Annotated in this window: 21 protein-coding genes; 13 read left to right on the forward strand and 8 right to left on the reverse strand. The window is 64.5% G+C overall.

Going from position 1 to position 24,610, the window contains the following annotated elements; genetic code table 11:
- Positions 1 to 119: 119 nt before the first annotated feature.
- The 5 genes from pimD to XH83_RS31635 form a co-directional block, all read right to left on the reverse strand.
- Entirely contained in the window at positions 120 to 1,262 is a 1,143-nt protein-coding gene (gene pimD / locus XH83_RS31615; RefSeq protein ID WP_194404497.1) for a pimeloyl-CoA dehydrogenase small subunit, read from the reverse strand.
- Between the two features lie 181 nt (positions 1,263 to 1,443).
- Positions 1,444 to 2,634: a pimeloyl-CoA dehydrogenase large subunit gene (gene pimC / locus XH83_RS31620; RefSeq protein WP_194404498.1), complete on the reverse strand. Its 1,191-nt coding sequence runs from the start codon at positions 2,632 to 2,634 to the stop codon at positions 1,444 to 1,446.
- Positions 2,635 to 2,650: 16 nt separating this feature from the next.
- Positions 2,651 to 3,838, reverse strand: coding sequence for an acetyl-CoA C-acyltransferase (locus XH83_RS31625; RefSeq protein ID WP_194404499.1), 1,188 nt, complete (start codon positions 3,836 to 3,838; stop codon positions 2,651 to 2,653).
- Positions 3,835 to 5,517 (reverse strand): dicarboxylate--CoA ligase PimA, encoded by a 1,683-nt coding sequence (pimA, locus tag XH83_RS31630; protein WP_194404500.1) that lies wholly within the window; start codon positions 5,515 to 5,517, stop codon positions 3,835 to 3,837. Before pimA ends, XH83_RS31625 begins: the two co-directional genes overlap by 4 nt.
- A gap of 145 nt (positions 5,518 to 5,662) precedes the next feature.
- Positions 5,663 to 7,759 carry a 3-hydroxyacyl-CoA dehydrogenase NAD-binding domain-containing protein gene (locus XH83_RS31635; RefSeq protein WP_194404501.1) on the reverse strand — a complete coding sequence of 699 codons (2,097 nt, stop codon included), beginning with the start codon at positions 7,757 to 7,759 and terminating at the stop codon, positions 5,663 to 5,665.
- A 131-nt stretch (positions 7,760 to 7,890) separates the two neighbouring features.
- On the opposite strand from XH83_RS31635, the gene XH83_RS31640 reads away from it, so the two are divergent.
- The 9 genes from XH83_RS31640 (at position 7,891) to XH83_RS31680 (ending at position 17,816) form a co-directional block, all read left to right on the forward strand.
- Entirely contained in the window at positions 7,891 to 8,757 is an 867-nt protein-coding gene (locus XH83_RS31640; protein WP_194408460.1) for an IclR family transcriptional regulator, read from the forward strand.
- A gap of 66 nt (positions 8,758 to 8,823) precedes the next feature.
- Complete coding sequence (locus XH83_RS31645; protein WP_194404502.1) at positions 8,824 to 9,621, forward strand: ABC transporter ATP-binding protein; 798 nt, start codon at positions 8,824 to 8,826, stop codon at positions 9,619 to 9,621.
- Complete coding sequence (locus XH83_RS31650) at positions 9,618 to 10,331, forward strand: ABC transporter ATP-binding protein (RefSeq protein ID WP_008135694.1); 714 nt, start codon at positions 9,618 to 9,620, stop codon at positions 10,329 to 10,331. Before XH83_RS31645 ends, XH83_RS31650 begins: the two co-directional genes overlap by 4 nt.
- 13 nt (positions 10,332 to 10,344) lie before the next feature.
- Positions 10,345 to 11,223 carry a branched-chain amino acid ABC transporter permease gene (locus XH83_RS31655; RefSeq protein ID WP_194404503.1) on the forward strand — a complete coding sequence of 293 codons (879 nt, stop codon included), beginning with the start codon at positions 10,345 to 10,347 and terminating at the stop codon, positions 11,221 to 11,223.
- A 2-nt stretch (positions 11,224 to 11,225) separates the two neighbouring features.
- Positions 11,226 to 12,245 (forward strand): branched-chain amino acid ABC transporter permease, encoded by a 1,020-nt coding sequence (locus tag XH83_RS31660; protein WP_194404504.1) that lies wholly within the window; start codon positions 11,226 to 11,228, stop codon positions 12,243 to 12,245.
- A 38-nt stretch (positions 12,246 to 12,283) separates the two neighbouring features.
- Positions 12,284 to 13,519, forward strand: coding sequence for an ABC transporter substrate-binding protein (locus XH83_RS31665; RefSeq protein WP_194404505.1), 1,236 nt, complete (start codon positions 12,284 to 12,286; stop codon positions 13,517 to 13,519).
- Between the two features lie 121 nt (positions 13,520 to 13,640).
- Entirely contained in the window at positions 13,641 to 14,867 is a 1,227-nt protein-coding gene (locus XH83_RS31670) for an ABC transporter substrate-binding protein (RefSeq protein WP_194404506.1), read from the forward strand.
- Between the two features lie 240 nt (positions 14,868 to 15,107).
- Positions 15,108 to 16,337 (forward strand): ABC transporter substrate-binding protein, encoded by a 1,230-nt coding sequence (locus XH83_RS31675; protein ID WP_194404507.1) that lies wholly within the window; start codon positions 15,108 to 15,110, stop codon positions 16,335 to 16,337.
- Between the two features lie 195 nt (positions 16,338 to 16,532).
- Entirely contained in the window at positions 16,533 to 17,816 is a 1,284-nt protein-coding gene (locus XH83_RS31680) for a glycerate kinase (protein WP_194404508.1), read from the forward strand.
- 98 nt (positions 17,817 to 17,914) lie between these two features.
- Here XH83_RS31680 and XH83_RS31685 read toward each other — a convergent pair whose 3' ends face one another.
- Positions 17,915 to 18,436, reverse strand: a complete 522-nt coding sequence (locus XH83_RS31685) for a MarR family winged helix-turn-helix transcriptional regulator (RefSeq protein ID WP_194404509.1) — start codon at positions 18,434 to 18,436, stop codon at positions 17,915 to 17,917.
- A gap of 176 nt (positions 18,437 to 18,612) precedes the next feature.
- Between XH83_RS31685 and XH83_RS31690 the strand changes: the two genes are divergently transcribed.
- From XH83_RS31690 to XH83_RS31700, 3 genes are read left to right on the forward strand one after another with little or no spacing between them, the layout of a single operon-like run.
- On the forward strand, positions 18,613 to 19,653 hold the full coding sequence (locus tag XH83_RS31690) for a branched-chain amino acid ABC transporter permease (RefSeq protein ID WP_194404510.1): 1,041 nt from the start codon (positions 18,613 to 18,615) through the stop codon (positions 19,651 to 19,653).
- 7 nt (positions 19,654 to 19,660) lie between these two features.
- The gene (locus tag XH83_RS31695; protein WP_194404511.1) at positions 19,661 to 21,430 is read left to right on the forward strand and encodes an ATP-binding cassette domain-containing protein; all 1,770 of its coding nucleotides are present in this window, start codon (positions 19,661 to 19,663) and stop codon (positions 21,428 to 21,430) included.
- On the forward strand, positions 21,427 to 22,158 hold the full coding sequence (locus XH83_RS31700; RefSeq protein ID WP_194404512.1) for an ABC transporter ATP-binding protein: 732 nt from the start codon (positions 21,427 to 21,429) through the stop codon (positions 22,156 to 22,158). The genes XH83_RS31695 and XH83_RS31700 overlap by 4 nt, the downstream gene beginning before the upstream one ends.
- Before the next feature lie 71 nt (positions 22,159 to 22,229).
- Here the strand turns inward: XH83_RS31700 and XH83_RS31705 are convergent, their stop codons facing one another.
- Positions 22,230 to 22,853: a pyridoxamine 5'-phosphate oxidase family protein gene (locus XH83_RS31705; protein ID WP_194404513.1), complete on the reverse strand. Its 624-nt coding sequence runs from the start codon at positions 22,851 to 22,853 to the stop codon at positions 22,230 to 22,232.
- 121 nt (positions 22,854 to 22,974) lie between these two features.
- Between XH83_RS31705 and XH83_RS31710 the strand changes: the two genes are divergently transcribed.
- Complete coding sequence (locus XH83_RS31710; protein ID WP_194404514.1) at positions 22,975 to 23,859, forward strand: LysR family transcriptional regulator; 885 nt, start codon at positions 22,975 to 22,977, stop codon at positions 23,857 to 23,859.
- A 146-nt stretch (positions 23,860 to 24,005) separates the two neighbouring features.
- Here XH83_RS31710 and XH83_RS31715 read toward each other — a convergent pair whose 3' ends face one another.
- A complete protein-coding gene (locus XH83_RS31715) occupies positions 24,006 to 24,425 on the reverse strand; it encodes a PaaI family thioesterase (protein ID WP_194404515.1) in 420 nt (139 codons plus the stop codon).
- Positions 24,426 to 24,610 lie beyond the last annotated feature (185 nt).

Consider the following 24,610-nt stretch of genomic DNA (forward strand, 5'->3'; position numbering starts at 1 on the left):
CGCGGCGAACTCGCGAGCTATAGTGCGCAAGTGCGCACCTGAGAATCCATTTCACCACGCGTACTGCCGCCCGATGGATCCCGGGTTCGCGCTACGCGCGCCCCGGGATGACAGCGTGGCTAGATCAACCCGCCGGCGTCGGCGACGCGGCGCTGGTGGTAGTCGGTGTCGCCGAACGAGTTCTCGATCATGGTGAGGCGCTTGAAGTAGTGGCCGATCTTCGCCTCCATGGTCATGCCGATGCCGCCGTGGAGCTGGATCGCCTGCTGTCCCACGAATTTCAGCGACTTGCCGATCTGCACCTTGGCCGCGGCGATCGCGTTGCTGCGCTCCTTGGCGTTGTCGAAATCGTTGGCCATGGTCGCGAACATCGACATCGAGCGGGCCTGCTCGGCCGCGACGAACATGTCGGAGGCGCGGTGCTGCAGCGACTGGAACGAGCCGATCGCGACGCCGAACTGCTTTCGGGTCTTGATGTACTCGACGGTGGTCTTGAGCGACTCGTCCATCAAGCCGACCGCCTCGGCGCAGAGCGCGACGCGGGCTTCGTCGACCACCCGCTCGATCAACGCGAGGCTGTCGTCGGGATTGCCGAGCACGGCATCAGCGCCGACCTCGACACCGGTGAAGGTGATGTCGGCGGCGTGCAGGCCGTCCTGCGTCGGGTAGGACTTCTTCGTCACGCCCTTGGCATTCGCCGGCACCAGGAACACGCCGATTCCGGTCTTGTCGCGGCGCTCACCCTTGGTGCGCGCGGTGACGACGAGCGTGTCGGCGTTCTCGCCGTTCAGCACGACGAACTTCTCGCCATCGATGATCCAGCCGTCGCCCTTCTTCTTCGCCGTGGTGGTGACGTCGAACAGATCGTAGCGCGAGTTCTTCTCGAGCTGGGCGAACGCCAGCGTCCTGCTGCCGTCGATGATCCCCGGCACATGCGCGGCCTTCTGCGCATCGGAGCCGGCATGGCGCAGGAAGCCGCCGCCGATCACGACCGTTGCCAGATACGGCTCGAGCACCAGCGCCTTGCCGAGCGCTTCCATCACGATCATGGTCTCGACGCCGCCGCCGCCGAAGCCGCCATCGGCCTCGCTGAACGGCAGGCCGAGCAGGCCCTGCTCGGCGAGCTTGAGCCAGACCGTCTTGCTCCAGCCGCCCTTCTCCGCCATGTATTTCTTGCGGCTCTCGAAATCGTAGGAGTCGGTCAGCAGGCCGTCGATGCTTTCCTTGAGAAGCCGCTGCTCCTCGTTCAGATCAAAATCCATTTCTCTTTCCTCGTACCCGGACTTATTTGGCTTCGTCATTCCGGGATGGCCCGAAGGGCCGGACCCGGAATCCATCTCACCTCAGCGTATGCGGCCCGATGGATTCCGGGTTCGCGACTTCGTCGCGCCCCGGAATGACGGTGGACTATTGCCCTCTCCGCCTTCGCGGAGAGGAAACGGATCACAGCCCCAGCACCGCCTTGGCGATGATGTTGCGCTGGATCTCGTTGGAGCCGCCGTAGATCGAGACCTTGCGGTTGTTGAAGTAGCTCGGCGCGATCTGGGCGGTCCAGTCCATGGCTTCGTTCGAGCCGTCGTCGCCGTGCACGTCGTAGGGCGCGGCGAACGGGCCGATCACTTCCATGAGCAGCTCGGTGGTGGTCTGCTGGATCTCGGAGCCCTTGATCTTCAGCACGGAGGATGCCGGATTGGGTTTGCCCTTGCCGTGCTTGCCCTCGTCGGCGACGACGCGCAACTGGGTCAGCTCGAGCGCCTTCAGCTCGATCTCGCAGGCCGCCAGCTTCTCGCGGAAGGCGGCGTCCTGGATGATCGGCTTGCCTGCGGATTCGACCTTGCCGGCGAGATCCCTGATGCGGCGCAGCCGCTCCTTGGAGACGCCGACGCGGGCGATGCCGGTGCGCTCGTTGCCGAGCAGGAATTTGGCGTAGTCCCAGCCCTTGTTCTCCTCGCCGATCAAATTCTCGATCGGGACTTCGACGTCGTCGAAGAAGACTTCGTTGACCTCATGGCCGCCGTCGATGGTCTGGATCGGGCGTACGGTGACGCCCTTCGACTTCATCGAGAACACGATGAAGGAGATACCCATCTGCTTCTTGGCGTTGTTGTCGGTGCGGCAGAGGCAGAAGATCATGTCGGCGTGCTGCGCCAAGGTGGTCCAGGTCTTCTGGCCGTTGATGATCCACTTGTCGCCACGGCGCTCGGCCTTGGTCTTGAGCGAGGCGAGGTCGGAGCCCGAGCCCGGCTCGGAGAAGCCCTGGCACCACCAATCGTCGACATTGGCGATGCGCGGCAGGTACTTCTTCTTCTGCTCCTCATTGCCGAAGGTGTAGATGACCGGACCGACCATGCTGACGCCGAAGGCGAGCGGCTGCGGCGCCGGATAGGACTGCAGCTCCTCGTTGAAGATGTAGTGCTGCACGCTGGTCCAGCCCGTGCCGCCATATTGCTTGGGCCAGTGGCTGACGCCCCAGCCCTTCTTGTTGAGGATGCGCCACCAAGTCACCATCTCGTCCTTCGAGAGGTGGCGGCCCTCGACCATCTTGCGCCGCGTATCCGGCGGCACGTTGTCGCGGAAGAACTGCCGCACTTCCTCGCGAAACGCCTGCTCTTCTTTCGTGAATGCGAGATCCATCGGATCCTCCTGTGACTTACTGCAAAATCTCGAACAGCCCGGCCGCGCCCATGCCGCCGCCGACGCACATGGTGACGACCGCGTATTTCGCCTTGCGGCGGCGGCCTTCGATCAGGGCATGGCCGGTGAGACGGGCGCCCGACATGCCGTAGGGATGGCCGACCGCGATCGCGCCGCCGTCGACGTTGATCTTCTCGGGGTCGATGCCGAGCTTGTCACGGCAATACAGCACCTGCACCGCGAACGCTTCGTTCAGCTCCCAGAGGCCGATATCGTCGACGGTGAGGCCGTGGCGCTTGAGCAGGCGCGGCACGGCGAAGACCGGGCCGATGCCCATCTCGTCCGGCTCGCAGCCGGCCGAGACGAAGCCGCGGAAGATGCCGAGCGGCGCAAGACCACGCTTGGACGCTTCCTTGTCGCTCATGATCACACTGGCGCTGGCACCGTCCGAGAGCTGGCTGGCATTGCCGGCCGTGATCGAAAAGCCTTCGCCGCGCACCGGCTTGAGGCCGGCGAGGCCCTCGATCGTGGTCTCGGGACGCGGACCCTCGTCCTGCGACAGCGTGACGTCCTTCATCGAGACAGTGCCGGTCGCCTTGTCGGTGACCGCCATCTGCGTCGTGATCGGCGCGATCTCGTCCTTGAACTTGCCGCCCTGCTGAGCCGCGGCGGTTCGGCGCTGGCTCTCCAGCGAATATTCGTCCTGCTTCTCGCGCGAGATGCCGTAGCGCTTGGCGACGACTTCCGCCGTGTCGATCATGGGCATGTAGACCTCGCCCTTGATCTTGAGCAGCGCCGGATCCTGGGCGTGGAAGCCGTTCATCTTGTCGTTCTGCACGAGCGAGATCGACTCGCCGCCGCCGCCGACCGCGATCTCGACGCCGTCGAAGATCACCGAGCGCGCGGCCAACGCGATCGCCTGCAGGCCCGAGGCGCATTGGCGGTCGATCGTGGTTCCGGCGACGGTAACGGGAAGGCCGGCGCGGAGCAGCGCCTTGCGCGCAATGTTGCCGCCGGTCGCGCCCTGCTGCAGCGCGGCGCCCATCACGACGTCTTCGATCTCCTTCGGATCGACTTTCGCGCGCGCGACGGCTTCGCCGATGGCGTGGCCGAGCAGCGTGGCGCCCTCTGTGGCGTTGAGCGCGCCGCGATAGGCCTTGCCGATCGGGGTGCGGGCGGTGGAAACGATGACGGCGTCGGTCAAGAACGACCTCCTGATGCGTGTTGAACGGATTGTGACGGTTTCTGCTGCTGGCGCAATTCGTGGCGCGACAATTTTCCGACCGGCGTGCGCGGCAAATCGTCGACGAATTCGACGGCGGCCGGCAATTCATGCTTGCCGAGCTTGCCGGCGAGCTGGGTGCGCAGCTCGTCGAGCGAGAACGGCTTTGCGTCCGGCTTCAGCTTGATGAAGGCTTTGGCGGCTTCGCCCCGATATTGGTCGGGAATGCCGAGCACGATCACTTCGTGCACGCCCGGGATGGTGTAGATCGCCTGCTCGATCATCTGCGGATAGACGTTGAAGCCGCCGGAGATGATCATGTCCTTCTTGCGATCGACCAGGAAGAAATAGCCGTCCGCATCGACATAGCCGATGTCGCCGGTGAGGAAGCGGCCGTCGACGAAGGCATCCGTGGATCCCTCCGGCTTATTCCAATAACCCTTGGTGACGTTCGGGCCCTTGATGCGGATCTCGCCGACCTCGCCCGGCGGCAGCACGCGCCTGGGATCGTCCAGGGCGACCACGTCGAGCTCGATGCCGGGCAGCATCAGGCCGATCGAGCCGGGCTTCTCCGGGCCCGTGGGCGGATGACCGGTGCCGGGCGAGCAGGTCTCGGTCATGCCCCAGCCGCTCTTCAGCTTCTTGCCGACCTTGCGCTCGAAGAAGCTCGCGATCTCCACCGGCAGCGGCGCGCCGCCGGAGCCGATGGTGGCGAGCGAGGAGAAGTCGCGCCTGTCGAGATCGGGGAGCGCGGCGATCGCGATCCACATCGTCGGCACGCCCGGGAAGTAAGTCGCGCGCTTGACCTCGATGTCGCGCATCACGGCTTCGACGTCGAAGCGCTGATGCAGCGAGATCAGATTGCCGCGGCTGAGCGAGGACAACAGCACGACGGTGAGCGCATAGATATGAAACAGCGGCAGCACGCAGATCACGCGCTCGATCACCTCGCCGCGCGCGGCGCGGTTCGGCTTGCCCCAGACATCGTAGATCGACACGGCCGAGGTGAGATTGCCGTGGGTTAGCATGGCGCCCTTGGGCAGGCCGGTGGTGCCGCCGGTATATTGCAGCAGCGCGACGTCGTCGGCCGTCACGGACGGCCATTGCGCAGGCGCAGCCGCCCCCTCGACGAAGGCCTTGAAGGTGACGATGCGGGGATCATCGGGGATCGCCGCCTGCGGCGTGCCGACCTTGCCCCAATCATCGTCCTCGCAGACGACGAGGCGGTCGATCAGTCCCTTGTCCAGGAATTTCAGCGCGGTCGGCAGCAGCGCCTGGAGGTTCGAGGTGACGAGCAGGCGCGAGCCGGAATCCGAGACCTTGTGAGTCAGCGCGATCTCGCCGTCGAGCGGCGACAGATGCGCAACACGGGCGCCCGCCTTCAGCGCGCCGAAAAAATTGACGGGATGGTCAGGCGAATTGCCGAGGAACAGCGCGATCGACGTAGCCTTGCCGCAGCCGGCGCGCAGGAATGCCGCGGCGGCGCGCTCGGTCATGGCGGCGAGCTCGGTATAGGTGATCGGACGGTCTCGAAATTCCAGCGCGGTGCGCGGGCCGTAGTCGGCAGCTGCCTTCGACAACAGGTCGGGCAGCGTGCCCTGGACGATGGTATCGTCCCAACGCACGCCCTCAGGATAAAACTGTTCGCCGGGATGGGTCATTGTTTGCATCACACTCGGTCGTCATTCCGGAGCGATGCGAAGCATCGAACCCGGAATCCATCGGGCCGCACGCCCTGAGGAGAGATGGATTCCGGGCCTGGCCCTTCGGGCCATCCCGGAATGACATGCGGATAGACTACGGCCATCAAGCCGCCTTCGATGCCGCCGCCAGCGAGGCGAAGGTCTTGCCTTCGGCCGCGAGCTTCTTCAGCAGCGGGGCGGGCTCGAGGCTCGGATCGTTGGTCTCCTTGGCATAGAAGGCCAGGCGATCGGCGATGTGCTTGAGGCCGACGCTGTCGGCCCAGAACATCGGGCCGCCGCGGTAGATCGGCCAGCCATAGCCGTAGAGCCAGACCACGTCGATGTCGGAGGGTCGCGCCGCGATGCCCTCCTCGAGGATCTTCGCGCCCTCGTTGATCATCGGATACATCATGCGCTCGAGGATCTCCTCGTCGCTGACGATTCGCTTCTTGCGGCCAAGACGCAGCAGCGTCTCGTCGATCAGCTTCTCGACCTCCGGATCCGGCATCGGCGCGCGGGAGCCGGCTTCGTACTTGTAATAGCCCTTGCCGGTCTTCTGGCCGAAACGGCCGGCTTCGCACAGCGCGTCCGCGATCTCCGACTTGATGCCGCGATCTTTCCGCGAGCGCCAGCCGATGTCGAGGCCGGCGAGATCGCCCATCGCGAACGGCCCCATCGGCATGCCGAATTTTGTCACGACGGCATCGACCTGCTGCGGCAAGGCGCCCTCGAACAACAGCTTCTCCGACTGCTTACCGCGCTGGGCGAGCATGCGGTTGCCGACAAAACCGTCGCAGACGCCGACCACGGCCGGCACCTTCGCGATCTTGCGCGCGATCGAGACGGCCGTGACAAGGGCGTCCGGCGCGGTCTTGTCGGCGCGCACGATCTCGCACAGCTTCATGACGTTGGCCGGCGAGAAGAAGTGCATGCCGAGCACGTCCTGCGGACGCTTGGTCGACTTCGCGATCTCGTCGATGTTGAGGTAGGAGGTGTTGGAGGCGAGCACGGCGCCGGGCTTGACGTATTGGTCGAGCTTGCCGAACACTTCCTTCTTCACCGCCATGGTCTCGAACACGGCTTCGATGACGAGGTCGGCATCGCCGACATTCTCGATGCCGACGACGCCGTTGATCAGCGCCATCCGCTTGGCGGGCGCGTCAGCCGGGATGCCGCCGCGCGCCGCGGTCGCTTCCCAGTTCTTCTGCATGATGCCCATGCCGCGCTTGAGCTGCTCCTCACCGGTCTCGATCAGCGTGACGGGGATGCCGGCATTGGCAAAGGACATCGCGATGCCGCCGCCCATGGTGCCGGCGCCGAGGATGGCGACGCGGTTCACGGGGCGCGACTTGGTGCCTTCAGGAACGCCGGCGATCTTGGCGGCTTCGCGCTCAGCGAAGAAGGCATAGCGCTGCGCCTTGGACTGATCGCTGGCGACGAGCTTCAGGAAGCCCTCGCGTTCCTTCTTCAAACCTTCGTCGAAAGGTAGGTCAATGGCGTAGCCCACGGCGTCGGCGGCGGCGAACGGCGCCTCCAGGCCGCGCGACTTCTTGGTCATGGCGGCGACCGCATTGGTGAAGATCGAGCGGTCGGCCTTGGCGGCCGCAATCTTGGAATCGTCGTCGCGCAGCCGCCGCAGCGGACGCTTCTCGGCCAGCAGCTTGCGCACGAAAGCTTCGCCGCCCGATGCCGGTCCCTCGACGATCTCCTCGATCAGGCCGTTCTTCAGCGCTTCCGCAGCACCGATGGGATCGCCGCCGACGATCATCTTGACGGCGAGCTCGGGACCAACCGCGCGCGGCAGGCGCTGGGTGCCGCCGGCGCCCGGCAGCAGACCGAGCTTCACCTCGGGCAGGCCGAGCTTGGCTTCCTTGACGGCGACGCGGAAATGACAGGCGAGCGCGACCTCGAGGCCGCCGCCGAGCGCGGTGCCGTGGATCGCGGCAACCACCGGCTTCGGCGAGTTCTCGATCTCGGAGAGCACGTCGTTGAGGGCGGGCGGCTTCGGCGGCTTGCCGAATTCGGTGATGTCGGCACCTGCAATGAAGGTGCGGCCGGCGCAGGTCAGCACGATGCCCTTGATGGCGGGATCGGCGATTGCGGCCTTGACGCACTCCAGTATGCCACCGCGGACTGCGGCACTCAGCGCGTTGACCGGAGGGCTGTTGACCGTGACGATCCCGACCTCGTCATGACGCTCAAGCTTGACCACTTCGCTCACGGTGTTCCCTCCTTGGTGGGGATTAACTTTTGTTCGATTTCGCGGTGCGGAATTTAATTCCGCATCTTGACGGCAGGGTTATTTTGAAGCACGTGGCTTGTCAACGACTCCGCGCAAGAAGCAGATCAGGGATGAAGCGTACAGGAAAGAAGACTGCGACCGATCGGAATTTCGTCGTCGCGCTTTCCCGCGGACTGGACGTATTGCGAGCATTCCACCCCAATGACGGCCTTCTCGGCAATCAGGAGATTGCGGCGCGCACCAATCTGCCGAAGCCAACGGTGTCGCGGCTGACCTACACGCTGACCAAGCTGGGTTATCTTGCGCCGGTTCCCCGCTTCGAGAAGTACCAGCTCACGCCCGCCGCGATGTCGCTCGGCTATGCCGCGCTCGCCAATCTCGGCGTTCGGCATTTGTCCGAGCCGTTCCGCGAGGATGTGATGCGCGCGACCGGCGGCGCCGTCGCCGTCGGCGGGCGCGACCGTCACAGCATGATCTATTTCGGGCAAAGCCGCGGCAGCGAGACGGTCGGCGTTCAACTTGACGTCGGCTCCCGCGTGCCGATTGCAACCAGTGCGATGGGCCGCGCCTATTTCTGGGCGCTCGACGACGACGACCGCGCGGAGTTGTCGCGTCTGTTGCGCGAGCATTACGGCAGCCGCTGGCCCAAGATGCGCGACGGGCTGGAGCGTTCCGGCGAAACCGTCGCGAAATACGGCTTTGCGATTTCGGTCGGTGACTGGCACGACGACATCGGCGCCGCCGGCGTCGCGCTCAAGCTCAACGACGGAACCGGACCTTACGCGTTCAATTGCGGCGCGCCCGCATTCCGCTTCACGGAAGAGCGTTTGATCAACGACATTGGACCGCGTCTCCTAGCGATGGTAAGGAACATCGAAGCGGCGCTCGGGGGTCTGATGCCGCATTCCAAAAAAGACGTCAGCAAAAAGCTGAAATCAGGAGGGAAAGTTGCGCGTTTGGCCGAGGGGATCAGATAGTCTTTGTCATCGTCGGGAGCGGTTCGCATCGCCCCTTCGCTCACTGAACGACGTGAGCGAGACGAGATGACGCAGGCACAGCTCGCGCAGGGGACATCGCCCCTGCTCGCGGTTCGCGACGTCAGCGTCGTGTTCGGCGGCATTGTCGCGCTCAACGGTGTGTCCTTTGACATGCACAAGGGCCAGATCCTCGGCTTGATCGGGCCCAACGGCGCCGGCAAGACCACGCTGTTCAACTGTCTGTCCCGGCTCTATCAGCCCTCGTCCGGCGACATCCTGATGGAAGGCGCAAGCATCCTGACGCGGCCGCCGCACCGCATCGCCGAGATCGGCATTGGCCGCACATTCCAGAACGTGGCGCTGTTTCCGAACCTCTCGGTGATGGACAATGTCCGCGTCGGAACGCACGCCCGGACCTCCAGCGACATCATCAGCGACTCACTGCGCCTGGCCTGGATCCGCCGCAGCGAGACCGACGTCAACAAGAAGGTGCACGAGATCCTCGCCTACCTCAACCTCGAGGACGTCGCCCACACCGTCGTGTCCGGGCTACCCTTCGGCACGCAGAAGCGCGTCGAGCTGGCCCGCGCGCTCGCGGCCGACCCGAAGATCCTGCTGCTCGACGAGCCCGCCGGCGGCCTCAATCACGAGGAAGTCTACGTGCTTGGCGACCTCATCCGCCGCATTCGCGACGAGCGCCATATGACGGTGCTGCTGGTCGAGCACCACATGGGCCTCGTGATGTCGATCGCCGATCACGTCGTCGCGCTGAACTTCGGCAAGAAGCTCGCGGAAGGCACGCCCGCCCAGGTGCAGGCGGACCCCGACGTCATCAAGGCCTATCTCGGGAGCAAGGACCAATGACGACACTGCTCAACGTCAAGGACCTGCGCGCCTATTACGGCCAGGTCCAGGCGCTCCACGGCCTGTCCTTCTCGCTGAACGAGGGATCGCTGACGACGCTGCTGGGCGCCAATGGCGCCGGCAAGACCACCACGCTGCGCGCGATCTGCAACATGGTGCGCTCGACGGGCGGGATCGAGTTCGACGGCAAGCCGCTGAACAACCGCTCCACCGAGAGCATCGTGCGGTTCGGTATTGCCCATGTGCCGCAGGGCCGCGGCACCTTCACCACCATGACGGTGGAGGAGAACCTCCAGCTCGGGGCCATCACCCGCAAGGACAGCGCTGGCATCGTCTCCGACATCGAGCGCATGTATGCACACTTCCCCGTGCTGAAGCAGCGCCACACCCAGCAGGCCGGCACGCTCTCCGGCGGCGAGCAGCAGATGCTCGCGGTCGCGCGCGCCCTGATGCTGCGGCCGCGGCTGATGCTGCTGGACGAGCCGTCCTTCGGACTCGCGCCGCTGGTCGTGCGCGACCTGTTCGGCATCCTCGGCAAGATCAACCGCGAGGACAAGGTGTCGATCCTGGTGGTCGAGCAGAACGCCCAGCTCGCGCTCGAGCTCGCCGACCAGGCCTATGTGATCGAGACCGGCCGCATCGTGATGTCTGGCAACGCCAAGGACATCGCGAACAACGAAGAAATCCGCAAATCCTATCTGGGTTACTGAGGGAGCTGGGACAATGGAGCTGTTCACCAACCAGGTCCTGGCCGGCATTGCCACGGGCGCGATCTATGCCTGCATGGCGCTCGCCGTCGTCATGATCTACCAGGCCATCGACCATCTCAACTTCGCCCAAGGCGAGATGGCGATGTTCTCGACCTTCATATCCTGGCAGCTGATGCAATGGGGCGTGTCTTACTGGGCCGCCTTCGTGATCACGCTGGCATTCTCCTTCGTCGCCGGCATCGCGATCGAGCGCATCCTGTTCAAGCCGCTTGCGAAAGCGCCGGTGCTGACCAACGTCGCCGGCTTCATCGCGTTGTTCGCGATCATCAACTCCTCGGCCGGCCTGATCTGGGACTTCACCATCAAGCAGTATCCGACCCCGTTCGGCTCCTCGCCGTTCCTGGGCAGCCAGCTGATCTCGACCCACCAGGCCGGCATGATCGGCGTCACCGTGCTGCTGCTGCTCGGCCTCTACTTCTTCTTCCAGTACACGCGGATCGGTCTTGCGATGCGCGCGGCCGCCTCGGTGCCTGAATCGGCCCGCCTCGTCGGCATCAACACGAGCTGGATGATCGCGCTCGGCTGGGGCATGGCGACCGCCATCGGATCGATCGCCGGCATGCTGATCGCACCGGTGGTGTTCCTCGAGCCCAACATGATGGGCGGCGTGCTGATCTACGGCTTTGCCGCCGCGGTGCTCGGCGGATTGTCGAGCCCGTTCGGCGCCGTGGTCGGCGGCTTCCTGGTCGGCGTCTTCGAGAACCTCGCCGGCACCTACATCCCCGGCGTCGGCAACGAGCTGAAACTCCCGATCGCGCTTGCGCTGATCATCTCCGTCCTGGTCGTCAAACCCGCTGGCCTGTTCGGCCGGCAAATCGTCAAGCGAGTTTGATCATGAGCGCTGCAGAAGAAGTCGTTGCAGAAGGCCACCAGGCGGTCGAGGCGGTTCCGAAGCGAGCCATGACGCTCGGCACGGGTACCTCGCTGCTGGTGCTGGCGGTGCTGTTGCTCGTGCCGGTGTTCGTCAAGAACTTCATCATCTTCCAGATGACGATGCTCCTGATCTACGGCCTTGCCGTGCTGGCGCTAAACATCCTGACGGGCGGAAGCGGCCAGTTCTCGCTCGGCCAGAGCGCGTTCTACGCAGTCGGCGCCTACACGTCGGCGGTGCTGATGGAGTATTTCAACGTCAATTACGCGCTGACGATTCCGATCTCCGCCACGGTCTGCTTCGGATTCGGTTACCTGTTCGGCAAGCCGGCGCTGAGGCTGTCTGGCGTCTACCTCGCGCTCGCGACCTTCGCGCTCGCCACCGCTATGCCGCAGCTCCTGAAGCTGAACTTCCTGGAACACTGGACCGGCGGCGTGCAAGGCCTCGTCGTCACCAAGCCGGACGCGCCGTTCGGCTTGCCGATGTCGCAGGACATGTGGTTGTACTACTTCACCCTCGCGGTGACGCTCGCGATCTACATCTTCTCGGTCAACCTGCTGCGCTCCCGCTCGGGCCGCGCCTTCATGGCGATCCGCGACAACGAGATCGCGGCCTCCTCGATGGGCGTCAACGTCGCACTGTACAAGACGCTGGCCTTCGGGGTGTCCGCCGGCATCACCGGCGTTGCCGGCTCGCTGGGCGCCATCGCGGTTCAGTTCGTCGCGCCGGACAGCTACACCATCACGCTCGCGATCTCGCTGTTCCTCGGCATGGTCGTCGGCGGCGTCGGCTGGCTGCCCGGCTCGTTCGTCGGCGCGGCCTTCATCATCTTCGTGCCGAACATGGCGGAGAGCATCTCCAAGGGCCTCTCCGGCGCAGTGTTCGGCGTGCTGCTGTTCCTGGTCATCTACCTCGTGCCGCACGGCGCAAGGCAGATTGCGATCATGGGCCAGCAATTCGCCGGCAAGCTCAGAAGAAACTGAAACCCTCAAAGACTGTTGTTTAAACCAAGGAGACCGAATTGCATTTTGGAAGAACACTGCGAGCCGCCGCGCTGGTCACGGCAACGGCGGCCATTGCCCTCACCTCCGGCGCTGCACTCGCCCAGAAGAAATACGACACCGGCGCAAGTGATACCGAGATCAAGATCGGCAACATCATGCCGTACAGCGGTCCGGCGTCGGCCTATGGCGTCATCGGCAAGACCGAAGAAGCCTATTTCAAGATGATCAACGACAAGGGCGGCATCAACGGCCGCAAGATCAACTTCGTCACCTATGATGACGGATATTCGCCGCCCAAGGCTGTCGAGCAGGTCCGCAAGCTGGTCGAGAGCGACGAGGTTCTGGTCGTCTTCAATCCGCTCGGCACGCCCTCGAACAGCGCGATCCAGAAGTACCTCAACGCCAAGAAGATCCCCCAGCTGTTCGTCGCCACCGGCGCCACCAAGTGGAACGACCCGAAGAACTTCCCCTGGACCATCGGCTGGCAGCCCTCCTACCAGAGCGAAGCGCATATCTACGCGAAATGGCTGATGAAGGAGAAGCCGGACGCCAAGGTCGCGATCCTCTACCAGAACGACGATTTCGGCAAAGACTACCTCAAGGGCACCAAGGACGGCCTCGGCGCCAAGGCCTCGTCCATGATCATCATGGAAGAGAGCTATGAAGTGTCCGAGCCCTCGATCGACGGCCACATCGTCAAGATCAAGGCGGCCAATCCCGACGTGCTCCTGATCTATGCGACGCCGAAGTTCGCGGCCCAGACCATCAAGAAGACGGCCGAGCTCAGCTGGAAGCCGCTGCAGATCCTCACCAACGTGTCGATCTCGGTCGGCAGCGTGATGAAGCCGGCCGGCTTCGAAAACGCGCAGGGCGTGCTGTCGGCGGCCTATGCCAAGGACTCCACCGATCCGCAGTGGGCCAACGATCCCGGCATGAAGAAGTGGAACGAGTTCGTCGACAAGTATATGCCCGGTGCCGACAAGTCCGACACCAGCATGGTTTACGGCTACGGCGCGGCGTCGACCCTCGCCAAGACGCTGGAGATGTGCGGTGACGACCTCACCCGCGCCAACATCATGAGGCAGGCGGCGAGCCTGAAGGACTTTGCCCCGGACACCCTGCTGCCCGGCGTCAAGATCAACACCAGCGCCACCGACTTCGCTCCGATCGCCCAGCTCCAGATGCAGCGTTTCAAGGGTGAGAAGTGGGAACTGTTCGGCGAGATCATCAGCGGCGACGTCGCCTCCGAGTGACACGCTGACGCGATAGTCCGACCTTCGAGAAGCCCCCGCGAGCGATCGCGGGGGCTTTTTGTTGACGGCCGGCGTCAATCTTGTTCAATGCAGCGCCGACGCAACTCGGGGCAGGAGAACAATGACCGCCGTTCGTTTTCAGGTTGCGGCCCTCTGGACCGTCTTCGCTTTGTGCACTGCAATGGGCAGCCCGGCACTGGCGCAGAAGAACTACGACAGCGGCGCTTCCGATACCGAGATCAGAATAGGCAACATCATGCCCTATAGCGGCCCGGCCTCAGCCTATGCCGCGATCGGCAAGGCCGAGGAAGCCTATTTCAACAAGGTCAATGCCGAGGGCGGCGTCAACGGCCGCAAGATCAAGTTCATCTCCTATGACGACGGCTATTCGCCGCCGAAGACCGTGGAGCAGGCGCGCAAGCTGGTCGAGAGCGACGGGGTGCTCCTGATCTTCGGCTCGCTCGGCACCTCCACCAACGGCGCCATCCGCAAATACCTGAACGAGAAGAAGGTGCCGCAATTGTTCGTCGCGAGCGGCGCCACCAAGTGGAACGATCCCAAGCAATATCCCTGGACCATGGGCTGGCAGCCGAGCTACGCGAGCGAGGCGCGCATCTATGCCAAGTACATCATGAAGGAGAAGCCGGACGGAAAGATCGGCGTGCTCTACCAGAACGACGATTTCGGCAAGGACTATCTGAAGGGGTTGAAGGAGGGCTTCGGCGCCAAGGCCTCGATGATCGTGCTGCAGGAGGCCTACGACACCTCCGAGCCGGCGATCGACGAGCACATCGTGAAGCTGAAGGCTTCGGGCGCCGACGTCTTGATCAGCATCACCACCCCGAAATTCGCCGCGCAGGCGATCAAGAAGGCGGCGGAGATCAACTGGCATCCCGTCCACATCGTCTCCAACGTCTCGGCCTCCGTCGGCGGCGTGATCGAGCCGGCCGGCCTCGAGATCTCCCAGGGCCTCCTGTCGGCGAGCTACCTCAAGGACGGCACCGATCCGCAGTGGAATGCCGACGACGGCATGAAGAAATTCTATAACTTCCTCGCGCAGTACGATCCCAAGGCCAACAAGCTCGATGCCGGCGTCGTGTTCGGTTATGCCGCCGCGCAGACGATGGTGAAGGTGCTGCAGATGTGCGGCGACGATCTCACCCGCGAGAACGTCATGAAGCAGGCCGCTTCCTTGAAGGATTTCGCACCCGACACGCTGCTGCCCGGCATCAAGATCAACACCGCCCCGGACAATTTCGCCCCGATCGAGCAGCTGCAGATGATGCGCTTCAAGGGCCGGAAATGGGAGCTGTTCGGCGACATCATCTCCAGCGAGATGGGCCACTGAAGCCCCGCAACTCAAAATCGCTCCCGGATTGGTTAAACAACTCAAGACAGCCGGACCTTCTCGCAGTCGCACACGAGAGCCGGCGGCCCCTGACTACTAAAGACGCAGCCCCTGCGACACCCGCGCGGGGGCTTTCTGTTGAAGCCATCAGCCAAATCGTATTCAATTGCGGCCGCGCCGCCAAAAAAGATCAAGTCAAGAAAAGGGACGCACACACACCAAGAAAATAGGGAGATAGGAATGCCCGCTGTCATCGGCAAGTTTGCGGCCGCGTCACTGGCGCTCGCGCTCATTTCGGCCACGACCTCCACTGCGTCGGCCCAGAAGAAATACGATACCGGCGCGACCGATACCGAGATCAAGATCGGCAACATCATGCCCTACAGCGGACCGGCCTCCGCCTATGGCATCATCGGGCGGACCGAGGCCGCCTATTTCAAGAAGATCAACGACGAGGGCGGCATCAACGGCCGCAAGATCAACTTCATCTCCTACGACGACGGCTATTCGCCGCCGAAGACGGTGGAGCAGGCGCGCAAGCTGGTCGAGAGCGACGAGGTGCTGTTCATCTTTAACTCGCTCGGCACGCCGCCGAACTCGGCGATTCACAAATACATGAATTCCAAGAAGGTGCCGCAGCTGTTCGTCGCCACCGGCGCCACCAAGTGGAACGATCCGAAGGACTTCCCGTGGACCATGGGCTGGCAACCCAACTACCAGAGCGAAACGCAGATCTATGCGAAGTGGCTCTTGAAGAACAAGCCGGATGCCAAGATCGCCGTGCTGTTTCAGAACGACGATTACGGCAAGGATTACCTGACGGGGCTGAAGGACGGCCTCGGGGCGAAGGCCGCTTCGATGATCGTCATGGAAGAAAGCTATGAGACCTCCGAGCCGACCGTCGACAATCACATCGTCAAGCTGAAGTCGACCGGCGCCGACGTCTTCATGAACATCACGACGCCGAAATTCGCAGCGCAGGCGATCAAGAAGAACGCCGAGATCGGCTGGAAGCCGCTGCACTTCCTCAACAACGTCTCGGCTTCCGTCGGCAGCGTGCTGAAGCCCGCCGGCTTCGAGAATGCCCAGGACATCATTTCCGCCGACTATCTCAAGGACGTTTCCGATCCCGAGTGGAACAACGACCCCGGCATGAAGGATTTCCTGGCCTTCATGACCAAGTACTTCCCCGAAGGCGACAAGCTCGACCATGGCACCATCGTCGGCTACGGCGTGGCGCAGACCCTCGTCCAGGTGCTGAAGCAGTGCGGCGACGATCTCACCCGCGCGAACATCATGAAGCAGGCCGCCAGCCTGAAGAACTACCGCACCGAGGTGCTGCTGCCGGGCGTCCAGATCAACACCTCGCCGACCGACTTTGCACCCATCAGCCAGCTCCGGCTCGAGAGGTTCAAGGGCGAGAAGTGGGAGCTGTTCGGCGACGTGATCAGCGCCGACGTCGGCGGCTAAACGGCTGAAATACACGACGACGAAAGAACCCCCTGGGCTCATCGCACAGGGGGTTCTTGCTTGCGTTCCGATTATGATCACGCGATTGCACAATCGAATGACGGTAAAGCCCGCTTACGCTTTGGCGGCCAATGCGGTAGGCATGTGACCGGCGCGCTCGCCGCCAGTCTCGCTGTCCGCCCAAGGCTTTCCGTCATGACCGACCGACGTCCTCTGCTTCGCGCACTCTACGACGCTGCCGTTGCCGCCGCCCATCCGAGCACAATTCTGGCGCCGCACCTGCGGCCCGCGCCGAGGGGACGCGTGATCTGTCTCGCCGCCGGCAAGGGTGCGGCAGCGATGGCCGCGGCCGCGGAGCGCCATTATCTCGACACGCTGCAGCTCGCACCGGAACGCCTCGTCGGCATCGCCACCACGCGTCACGGCTACGGCGTGCCGACGCGCCGCATCCGCGTGGTCGAAGCCGGTCATCCCGTGCCCGATGAGGCCGGCCTCAAGGGTGCCGCCGACACGCTCGCGCTCGCTGGCGAAGCCGGGCCGGACGATCTCTTGCTGGTGCTGCTCACAGGCGGCGGCTCGGCGAACTGGATCGCACCGAGCGAGGGCATCAGCTTCGCGCAGAAGCAGGCGGTCAACAAGGCGCTGCTGCGCTCGGGTGCGCCGATCGGCGAGATGAATACGGTGAGAAAACACCTGTCGCGGATCAAGGGCGGCCGGCTCGCTCGCGCCGGCAAGAATGCCGCCGAGATCGTGACGCTCGCGATCTCGGATGTGCCGCATGACGATCCGTCCGCCATCGCCTCCGGCCCGACCGTGCCCGATCCGACCACGCTGGCCGATGCACGCGCCATCGTCGCGAAATACAAGCTCGACATCGACGATGCCGTCCGCCGTGCGCTCGACGATCCCGCCAACGAAAGCTGCAAGCCCGATGATGCGGCCTTCGCGCGCGCGCATTTCGAGCTCATTGCGCGGCCCAAGCAGTCGCTCGACGCCGCGGTGAAGCTCGCGCGGCAATCCGGCTACGAGACCATCGACCTCGGCGCCGACCTCGAAGGCGAGGCGCGCGAGGTCGCCGCCGCTCACGCCAGGATGGCGCTGGACGCACGCGCGCAAGGCAAGCGCCTTGCGATCCTGTCCGGCGGCGAGCTCACGGTCACCGTGCGCGGCAACGGGCGCGGCGGCCCGAACCAGGAGTACGCGCTGGCGCTCGCCAGCCTGCTCAAGGACACGCCTAATATTGCGGCGCTGGCCGGCGACACCGACGGCGCCGACGGCGGTGCCGGCCACCCAACCGACCCCGCGGGGGCGCTGATCGATGCCGCGACCTTCGCGAAGATGAAGGCGCTAGCGCTGCAACCACAGGCCTATCTGGACAACAACGACGCCACCGCCTTCTTCGAGGCGACCGGCGATCTGCTGCAACCGGGCCCGACGCTGACCAACGTCAATGATATCCGGGTGATTCTGGTGGATTGAGAGCGTCTCTCGTCATTCCGGGGCACGCGCAAGCGTGAACCCAAAATCTCGAGATTTCGGGTTCGATGCTTGGCATCGCCCCGGAATGACGAAACCGCTTAAAACTCGCTCGCGATCTTCGAGAGCATCGCGATCAGGGCTTCGCGGTTGCTCTGCCCGAGCAGATCGTTCAGCCGCGCCTCGTGCTTGGTGGCGACGAGCTTCTTGGCGCGGGCCAGCACGGCCTTGCCCTTGTCGGTCAAAACCAGGATGTGCGAACGGCGGTCGTTGGTGGAGCGGATCCGCGCGCAAAGGTCGCGGCTCTCGAGGTTGTCGAGCATCGCCACGAAGTTCGGCCTGAGGATGCCGAGGGTAGAGGCGATCTCGGTCTGGTTACGGCCGGGATTCTTCTCGACCAGCAGCAGCACCGAGAACTGCGCCGGCGTGAGCTGGAGCGAGGCCATGCAGCGCAAGAAGTTCTCGAACACCTTGAGCTGCGCCCGCTTCAGGACATAGCCGAGCTGTTCGGAGAGCTCGCCGAGCTGGAGGGCTTCCGCCTGCGGCTCGCTCGCGTCCTTGCGGCCCTTGGCCGCCTCGCCGGGCTTTTCGGAGGACTTTTCAGCGGTTTTGGAAACGGTCATCGCCTCGTGCTCGTATTCCCGCTAAATTTGGGGCGGGTCGCCCCTCACCCTTGAAGTTATATTTGATAATTGTTATGGACCATATCAAATATCGCATGCGTTTTTCAATGGCTGTGAGCGGACCGTCCACCACAATCGGGGGGACCGGTCCGAATCTTTAGGGGGAGCGTCCGGTCTTGAATACCACCATCATGCTGTTCCTGGTGCAGGACGGCATTACCAATGGCGCGATCTATGCGCTGCTCGGCCTGGCGCTGGTGCTGGTGTTCGCCGTCACCCGCGTCATCCTCATTCCCCAGGGCGAATTCGTCACCTATGGCGCGCTGACCTATGCCTCGCTGGCCGCGGGCCAGATGCCGGGGACGGCCAAGCTCGCGCTGGCGCTCGGCGTCGGCGCCTTCGCCTTCGACCTGTTCGAAGGCCGCAAGGCGCTGCACGGACGACTGGTCGGGCGCAGCCTGATCACCAACGTCGTGCTGCCTGCCATCGTGCTGGCGCTCACCGTGTACTTCGCCGCGCAGAAGCCGCCGGTCGCCATCTGCATCGCGCTGTCGCTTGTGATCGTGGCGATGATCGGCCTCTATCTCTATCGCATCGCGTTTCAGCCGCTGGCGCACACCTCGGTGCTGGTGCTGCTGATCGCCTCCGTCGGCGTCCACCTCGCGCTGCAGGGCCTCGGCCTGCTGTTCTTTGGCGCCGAAGGCCAGCGCGGACCGGCCGTGCTGTCCGGCGCCTTCACCGCCGGCGCGATGCGCTTCACCGGCCAGAGCCTCACCGTCTACGGCATCACCATCGCCTTCATCGTCGGCCTCTGGCTGTTCTTCGGCCTGACGCTCTACGGCAAGGCGCTGCGCGCGACCGCCGTGAACCGGCTCGGGGCGCGGCTCGCGGGCATCCGCACCACGTTGTCGGGGCAGATCGCCTTCCTGCTGGCCTCCGTGATCGGCGCGCTGTCGGGCATCATGATCGTGCCGATCACGACGCTCTATTACGACTCCGGCTTCCTGATCGGCCTGAAAGGCTTCGTCGCCGCGATCATCGGAGGCCTCGTCAGCTACCCCCTCACCGCCGTCGCGGCGCTGGTGGTCGGCATCGTAGAGGCGTTCTCGTCCTTCTATGCCTCCAACTACAAGGAGGTGATCGTTTTCATGCTCTTGATCCCCGTGCTGCTGCTGCGATCGCTCGCCGCGCCCGCCGTCGAAGAAGAGAAGGACTGAGGCCAAGATGCAGAGCCGGCTTCCCATCATCCTCTTCGCAGCTGTCATGGCGGCGATCCCGTTCGTCCCGGGCATGCCTCCGTTCTGGATCGTGCTGCTCGACAATATCGGCCTTGCGGCGCTGGTCGCGATGGGCCTCGTGCTGCTGACCGGCGTCGGCGGCCTGACCTCGTTCGGCCAAGCCGCCTTCGTCGGCTTCGGCGCCTACACCACCGCGGTGCTGTCGACGGCCTATGGCCTGTCGCCCTGGCTGACGCTGCCGCTGTCGCTGGCAGTCAGCGGATCATTGGCGGTGCTGCTCGGCCTGATCACCGTCCGCCTCTCCGGCCATTATCTGCCGCTCGGCACGCTCGCCTGGGGGCTCGGCCTGTTCTACCTGTTCAGCAAGCTGGAGTTTCTCGGCCGCAACGACGGCATCTCGGCGATCCCGCCGCTGTCGATCGGCACGTTCAAGATGCTGTCGCCCGGCTCGATCTATTACGCGATCTGGGTCGCCGTGATCCTCTCGGCCCTGCTGACGATGAACCTGCTGGACTCCCGCACCGGCCGCGCCATCCGCGCGCTGCGCCGCGGCCATGTCGCGGCCGAGGCATTCGGCGTGCACACGCCGCGTGCCAAGCTGCTGGTGTTCATCCATGCCGCCGTGCTCGCCGGCCTCTCGGGGTGGCTCTACGCGCATCTCCAGCGCGCGGTGAACCCGACGCCGTTCGGTGCGCAGGCGGGCATCGAATATCTCTTCATCGCGGTGGTCGGCGGCGCCGGCTATGTCTGGGGCGGCGTGCTGGGCGCGGCCATCGTCGTGGTCTTGAAAGAAGTGCTGCAGAGCTATCTGCCGCTGATCCTGCCCGGCTCCGGCCAGGTCGAGACCATCGTGTTCGGCATCATGCTGGTCGCGCTGCTGCAGCTTGCACCCGGCGGCCTCTGGCCCTGGCTGATGTCCTTCCTGCCGGAGCGGACGAGCGGCAAGAAGCCCGACACCTCCCTGAAGCTCGAGCAGCGCACCCGCGCACCCGGCGAGAGCAGCATCCTGCTCCAGGTCGACAAGGCGCGAAAACAGTTCGGCGGCGTGGTCGCGGTCAACAACGTCTCCTTCGACGTCCAGGCCCGCGAGATCGTCGCGCTGATCGGCCCGAACGGCGCCGGCAAGAGCACCACCTTCAACCTGATCACCGGCGTGCTGTCGGCGACGTCAGGCTCGGTCTCGGTGCTCGGCAAGAAGGTCGACAAGGCGCCGCCGCAGGAGATCGTCAAGCTCGGCATCTCCAGGACCTTCCAGCATGTGAAGCTGGTTCCCGACATGACCGTATTGGAGAACGTCGCGATCGGCGCGCATCTGCGCGGCCATTCCGGGCCGATCTCCTCGATGCTGCGGCTCGATCGCGCCGACGAGGCAAAGCTGCTTGCGGAGGCCGCCCGTCAGATCGAGCGCGTCGGCCTCACCGAGCAGATGCACCAGCTCGCGGGCTCGCTCTCGCTGGGACAACAACGCATCGTCGAGATCGCCCGCGCGCTCTGCGTCGATCCGATGCTGCTGCTGCTCGACGAGCCCGCCGCGGGCCTGCGCCACATGGAGAAGCAGCGGCTAGCTGCGCTGCTTCGCGAGCTGCGCGACGGCGGCATGAGCGTGCTCTTGGTCGAGCACGACATGGGCTTCGTCATGAACCTCGCCGACCGCATCGTGGTGCTCGATTTCGGCACCAAGATCGCGGAAGGCACCCCCGCCACGATCAAGACCAATCCCGAAGTGATCAAGGCCTATCTCGGAGTGGCGGCATGAGCGCGCTGTTGTCCGTCGCCGACGCCCACGTCGCCTATGGCAAGGTCGAAGCGGTTCGCTCGGTCTCGCTCGAGGTCGGCGCCAACCAGATCGTCACCATCGTCGGCGCCAACGGCGCCGGCAAGACCACGCTGCTCTCGGCCATCATGGGCATCCTGCCGCTGAAAGGCCGCGTCGCCTTTGCGGGGCAGGACCTGGCGCGGCTCGACATCGAGGACCGCGTCGCGATGGGCCTCGGCCTCGTCCCCGAGCACCGCGAATTGTTCGTGACCATGAATGTCGAGGACAATCTCGAGCTTGGCGCCTTCCGCATCGAGAGGTCCAAGGCGAAGGCCTCGATGGAGCGCGTTTACACGCTGTTTCCGCGGCTGAAGGAGCGGCGCAAGCAGCTCGCCGGCACGCTGTCGGGCGGCGAGCAGCAGATGCTCGCAATGGGCCGCGCGCTGATGGGCGCGCCGAAACTGCTGATGCTGGACGAGCCGAGCCTCGGCCTCGCCCCGATCATCGTCGCCGACATCTTCCGCATCGTCACGGAGCTGCGCAGCAGCGGCGTCTCCGTGCTGCTTGTCGAGCAGAACGCGCAGGCCGCACTGAAGATCGCGGACCAGGCTTACGTGATGGAGCTCGGCGAGTTCGTGCTCAGCGGCAAGGCCAGCGACATCGCCGCGAACGAGCGGGTCGCGGCGAGCTATCTCGGCTTCCAGCATGAAGGTGAAAGCGCGGTTTAGCGCTGGCGAACTCCCCCTTTCTTCCCTTGTGGAAGAAGGTGGCGGAGCGTGTCGTCTCTTCTACTTGAAGATCAACCGGCTGTCTTCTCCCCCTTCAACGCCGCGACCTCCGCCTCGAGCTCCGCGATCCTGGCATCCCTCGCCGCCAGCGCGGCCGCAACATCGCCCGCATCGAACTTCTGCGGAATGTGCTGCGGGCAGTTGGTGTCCCACGCCGTAATCTTGAACAGGATCACCTGTTCTGGGCGGGCGCGGTATCCCTTCGGCATCAGCGACGTTGTCAGCGCTACGTCGTCCTCGACGATTCGCGCCTCGCCCCAGATCTTCACGCGGCGGCGGTGGGCATAATCCATCACGAAAATGTAGGCCTTGGGATTCTCCGACAGGTTGCCTTGCGTGATGTATTGCCGGTTGCCGGCGTAGTCGGTGAAGGCCAGGGTCTGCTTGTCCAGCACCTTCAGGAAGCCCTTGGGCCCGCCGCGGTGCTGGATGTAAGGCTGGCCGTCGGCCGAAGCGGTGGCAAAGTAGAAGCTGTTGGCGTCGGCGAGGAACGCCGCGAGGTTCTCATCGACCTCGGTGCGCCATCCTCGCTGCTCGGCGTGGGCGTAGCCTTCGCGCGATCCCTTTCGGGTCTGGATCGCTTTCACCGCCGGCGAGAAGGCGACGTCGCTGGCGTAGGTGTGAGTTGCCGTCATCGGAATAGCTCCTGAAATTCCGCCGCATTGCTGCGTCTTTCACCGCATAATCTGGACCTTTCCGGCGTTAAAACAATCGAGCGGCTTGACACTTCATCGTTGCAGTATATGCAATAATGCCATGGACCGCCTCGAAGCAATGCACGTCTTCGTCACCGTCGCCGATCTCAGCGGTTTTGCGCCGGCGGCGCGCAAGCTGCGGCTATCGCCCTCGGCGGTGACGCGGATGATCGCGGCGCTGGAGGAGCATCTCGGCGCCCGGCTGCTGCAGCGGACCACGCGGCAGGTAACGTTGACCGACGTCGGCGCGCGCTATCTCGAACGCGCGCGGCGCATCCTCGCCGATGTCGAGGAGGCCGACGGCTCCGCGCGCGAGGAGCGCAACCGGCCGAGCGGGCGGCTGGTGGTCTCGGCCCCCGTCGGCTTCGGCCGGCTGCATGTCGGGCCGGTCATGACCGATTATCTCAAGCGCTATCCCGAGGTCACCGCCGAGCTCAGGCTGTCGGATAACCTCGTCAATCTCGTCGAGGACGCCGTCGACGCCGCAGTGCGGATCGGCCACCTCGCCGATTCCTCGCTGGTGGCGCGCCAGGTCGGCGAGATGCGGCGGATCGTGGTGGCGGCGCCGGGCTATCTGAAACGGCATGGCGAGCCGAAGACCCCACAGGAATTGCTCGCGCATCAGACCATCGCATTCGGCCCATCCACGACCTGGCGCTTCGTGCAGGACGGCCGCGAGATCGAGGTGGCGCCGAACCCGCGCTTCGCCAGCAACAGCGCCGACGCGGCCCTGCAATATGCCGAAGCCGGCGGCGGCGTGACGCGCGTGCTGGCCTATCAGGCCGCCGAGGGGCTGAAGCGTGGGCGGCTCAGAATCGTGCTCGCAGCATACGAGCAGCCGACGCTGCCGATCCACATCGTCTATCCGACCTCGCGCCTGCTCTCGGCCAAGGTGCGCGCGTTCATCGATCTCGTGGTGGAAAGGGCGGAGTGGCGGTTCGGGTAGGTCTCGTGTCCCGGACGCGCTGCAATGCGTAGCGTTGCTGCGCAGAGCCGGCACCCAGACCGCGGTACTGTAGCATGTCGATGGATGGGCCCCGGCTCTGCGGAGCGGCAATTCGCGCCGCACCGCGTCCGGGGCACGGGAGAGCATCACCCCTTCTTCGGCACCACGCGGAACGTGCCGCTCGCCCGGGCGATCACGGCGTCGTCGGCCTTTGCGAGGCATTGCGCGAAGCAGATCGTGTTGCCGGTCTTGATCGCCTCGCCCTCGAGCGCGAGCCATTGGCCGATCTCGGCGGCGCCGGCATAGTCGACCGACAGCGAGATCGTCACGAACGACGTGGTCCATCCCGTCGCCTGCGCGCAACTGTAGCCCATGGCGGCATCGGCCAGCGCCGCGATCAACCCGCCGTGGATCAATCCGCGCGCGTTGGTGTGCGGCGTCGCCAGCCGCAATCCCACGGTGACGCCCTTGTCGGTCTTCTTCGAATAGAGCGGCTCCCAGGGATCGGTAAGCGGCGCCTTGCGGAAATGCGGCTCGAAGCCGGCGGGGATGTCGGAAGAGGTCATGGCTGTCTCGCGTTGCTGAGGTCGGAAGCATTGAACGCGACAGCCGTAACGAACGCATCAATTACAAAGTTTTAAACGGGATTTGCGCAGATGTTTGAAACCGGCTCGGCCGTCATTGCGAGGAGCTCTTGCGACGAAGCAGTCCAGACTGTCTCCGCGGAGAGATTTCTGGATTGCTTCGCTCC

This window comes from Bradyrhizobium sp. CCBAU 53351, assembly GCF_015291745.1.
Classification (GTDB): domain Bacteria; phylum Pseudomonadota; class Alphaproteobacteria; order Rhizobiales; family Xanthobacteraceae; genus Bradyrhizobium.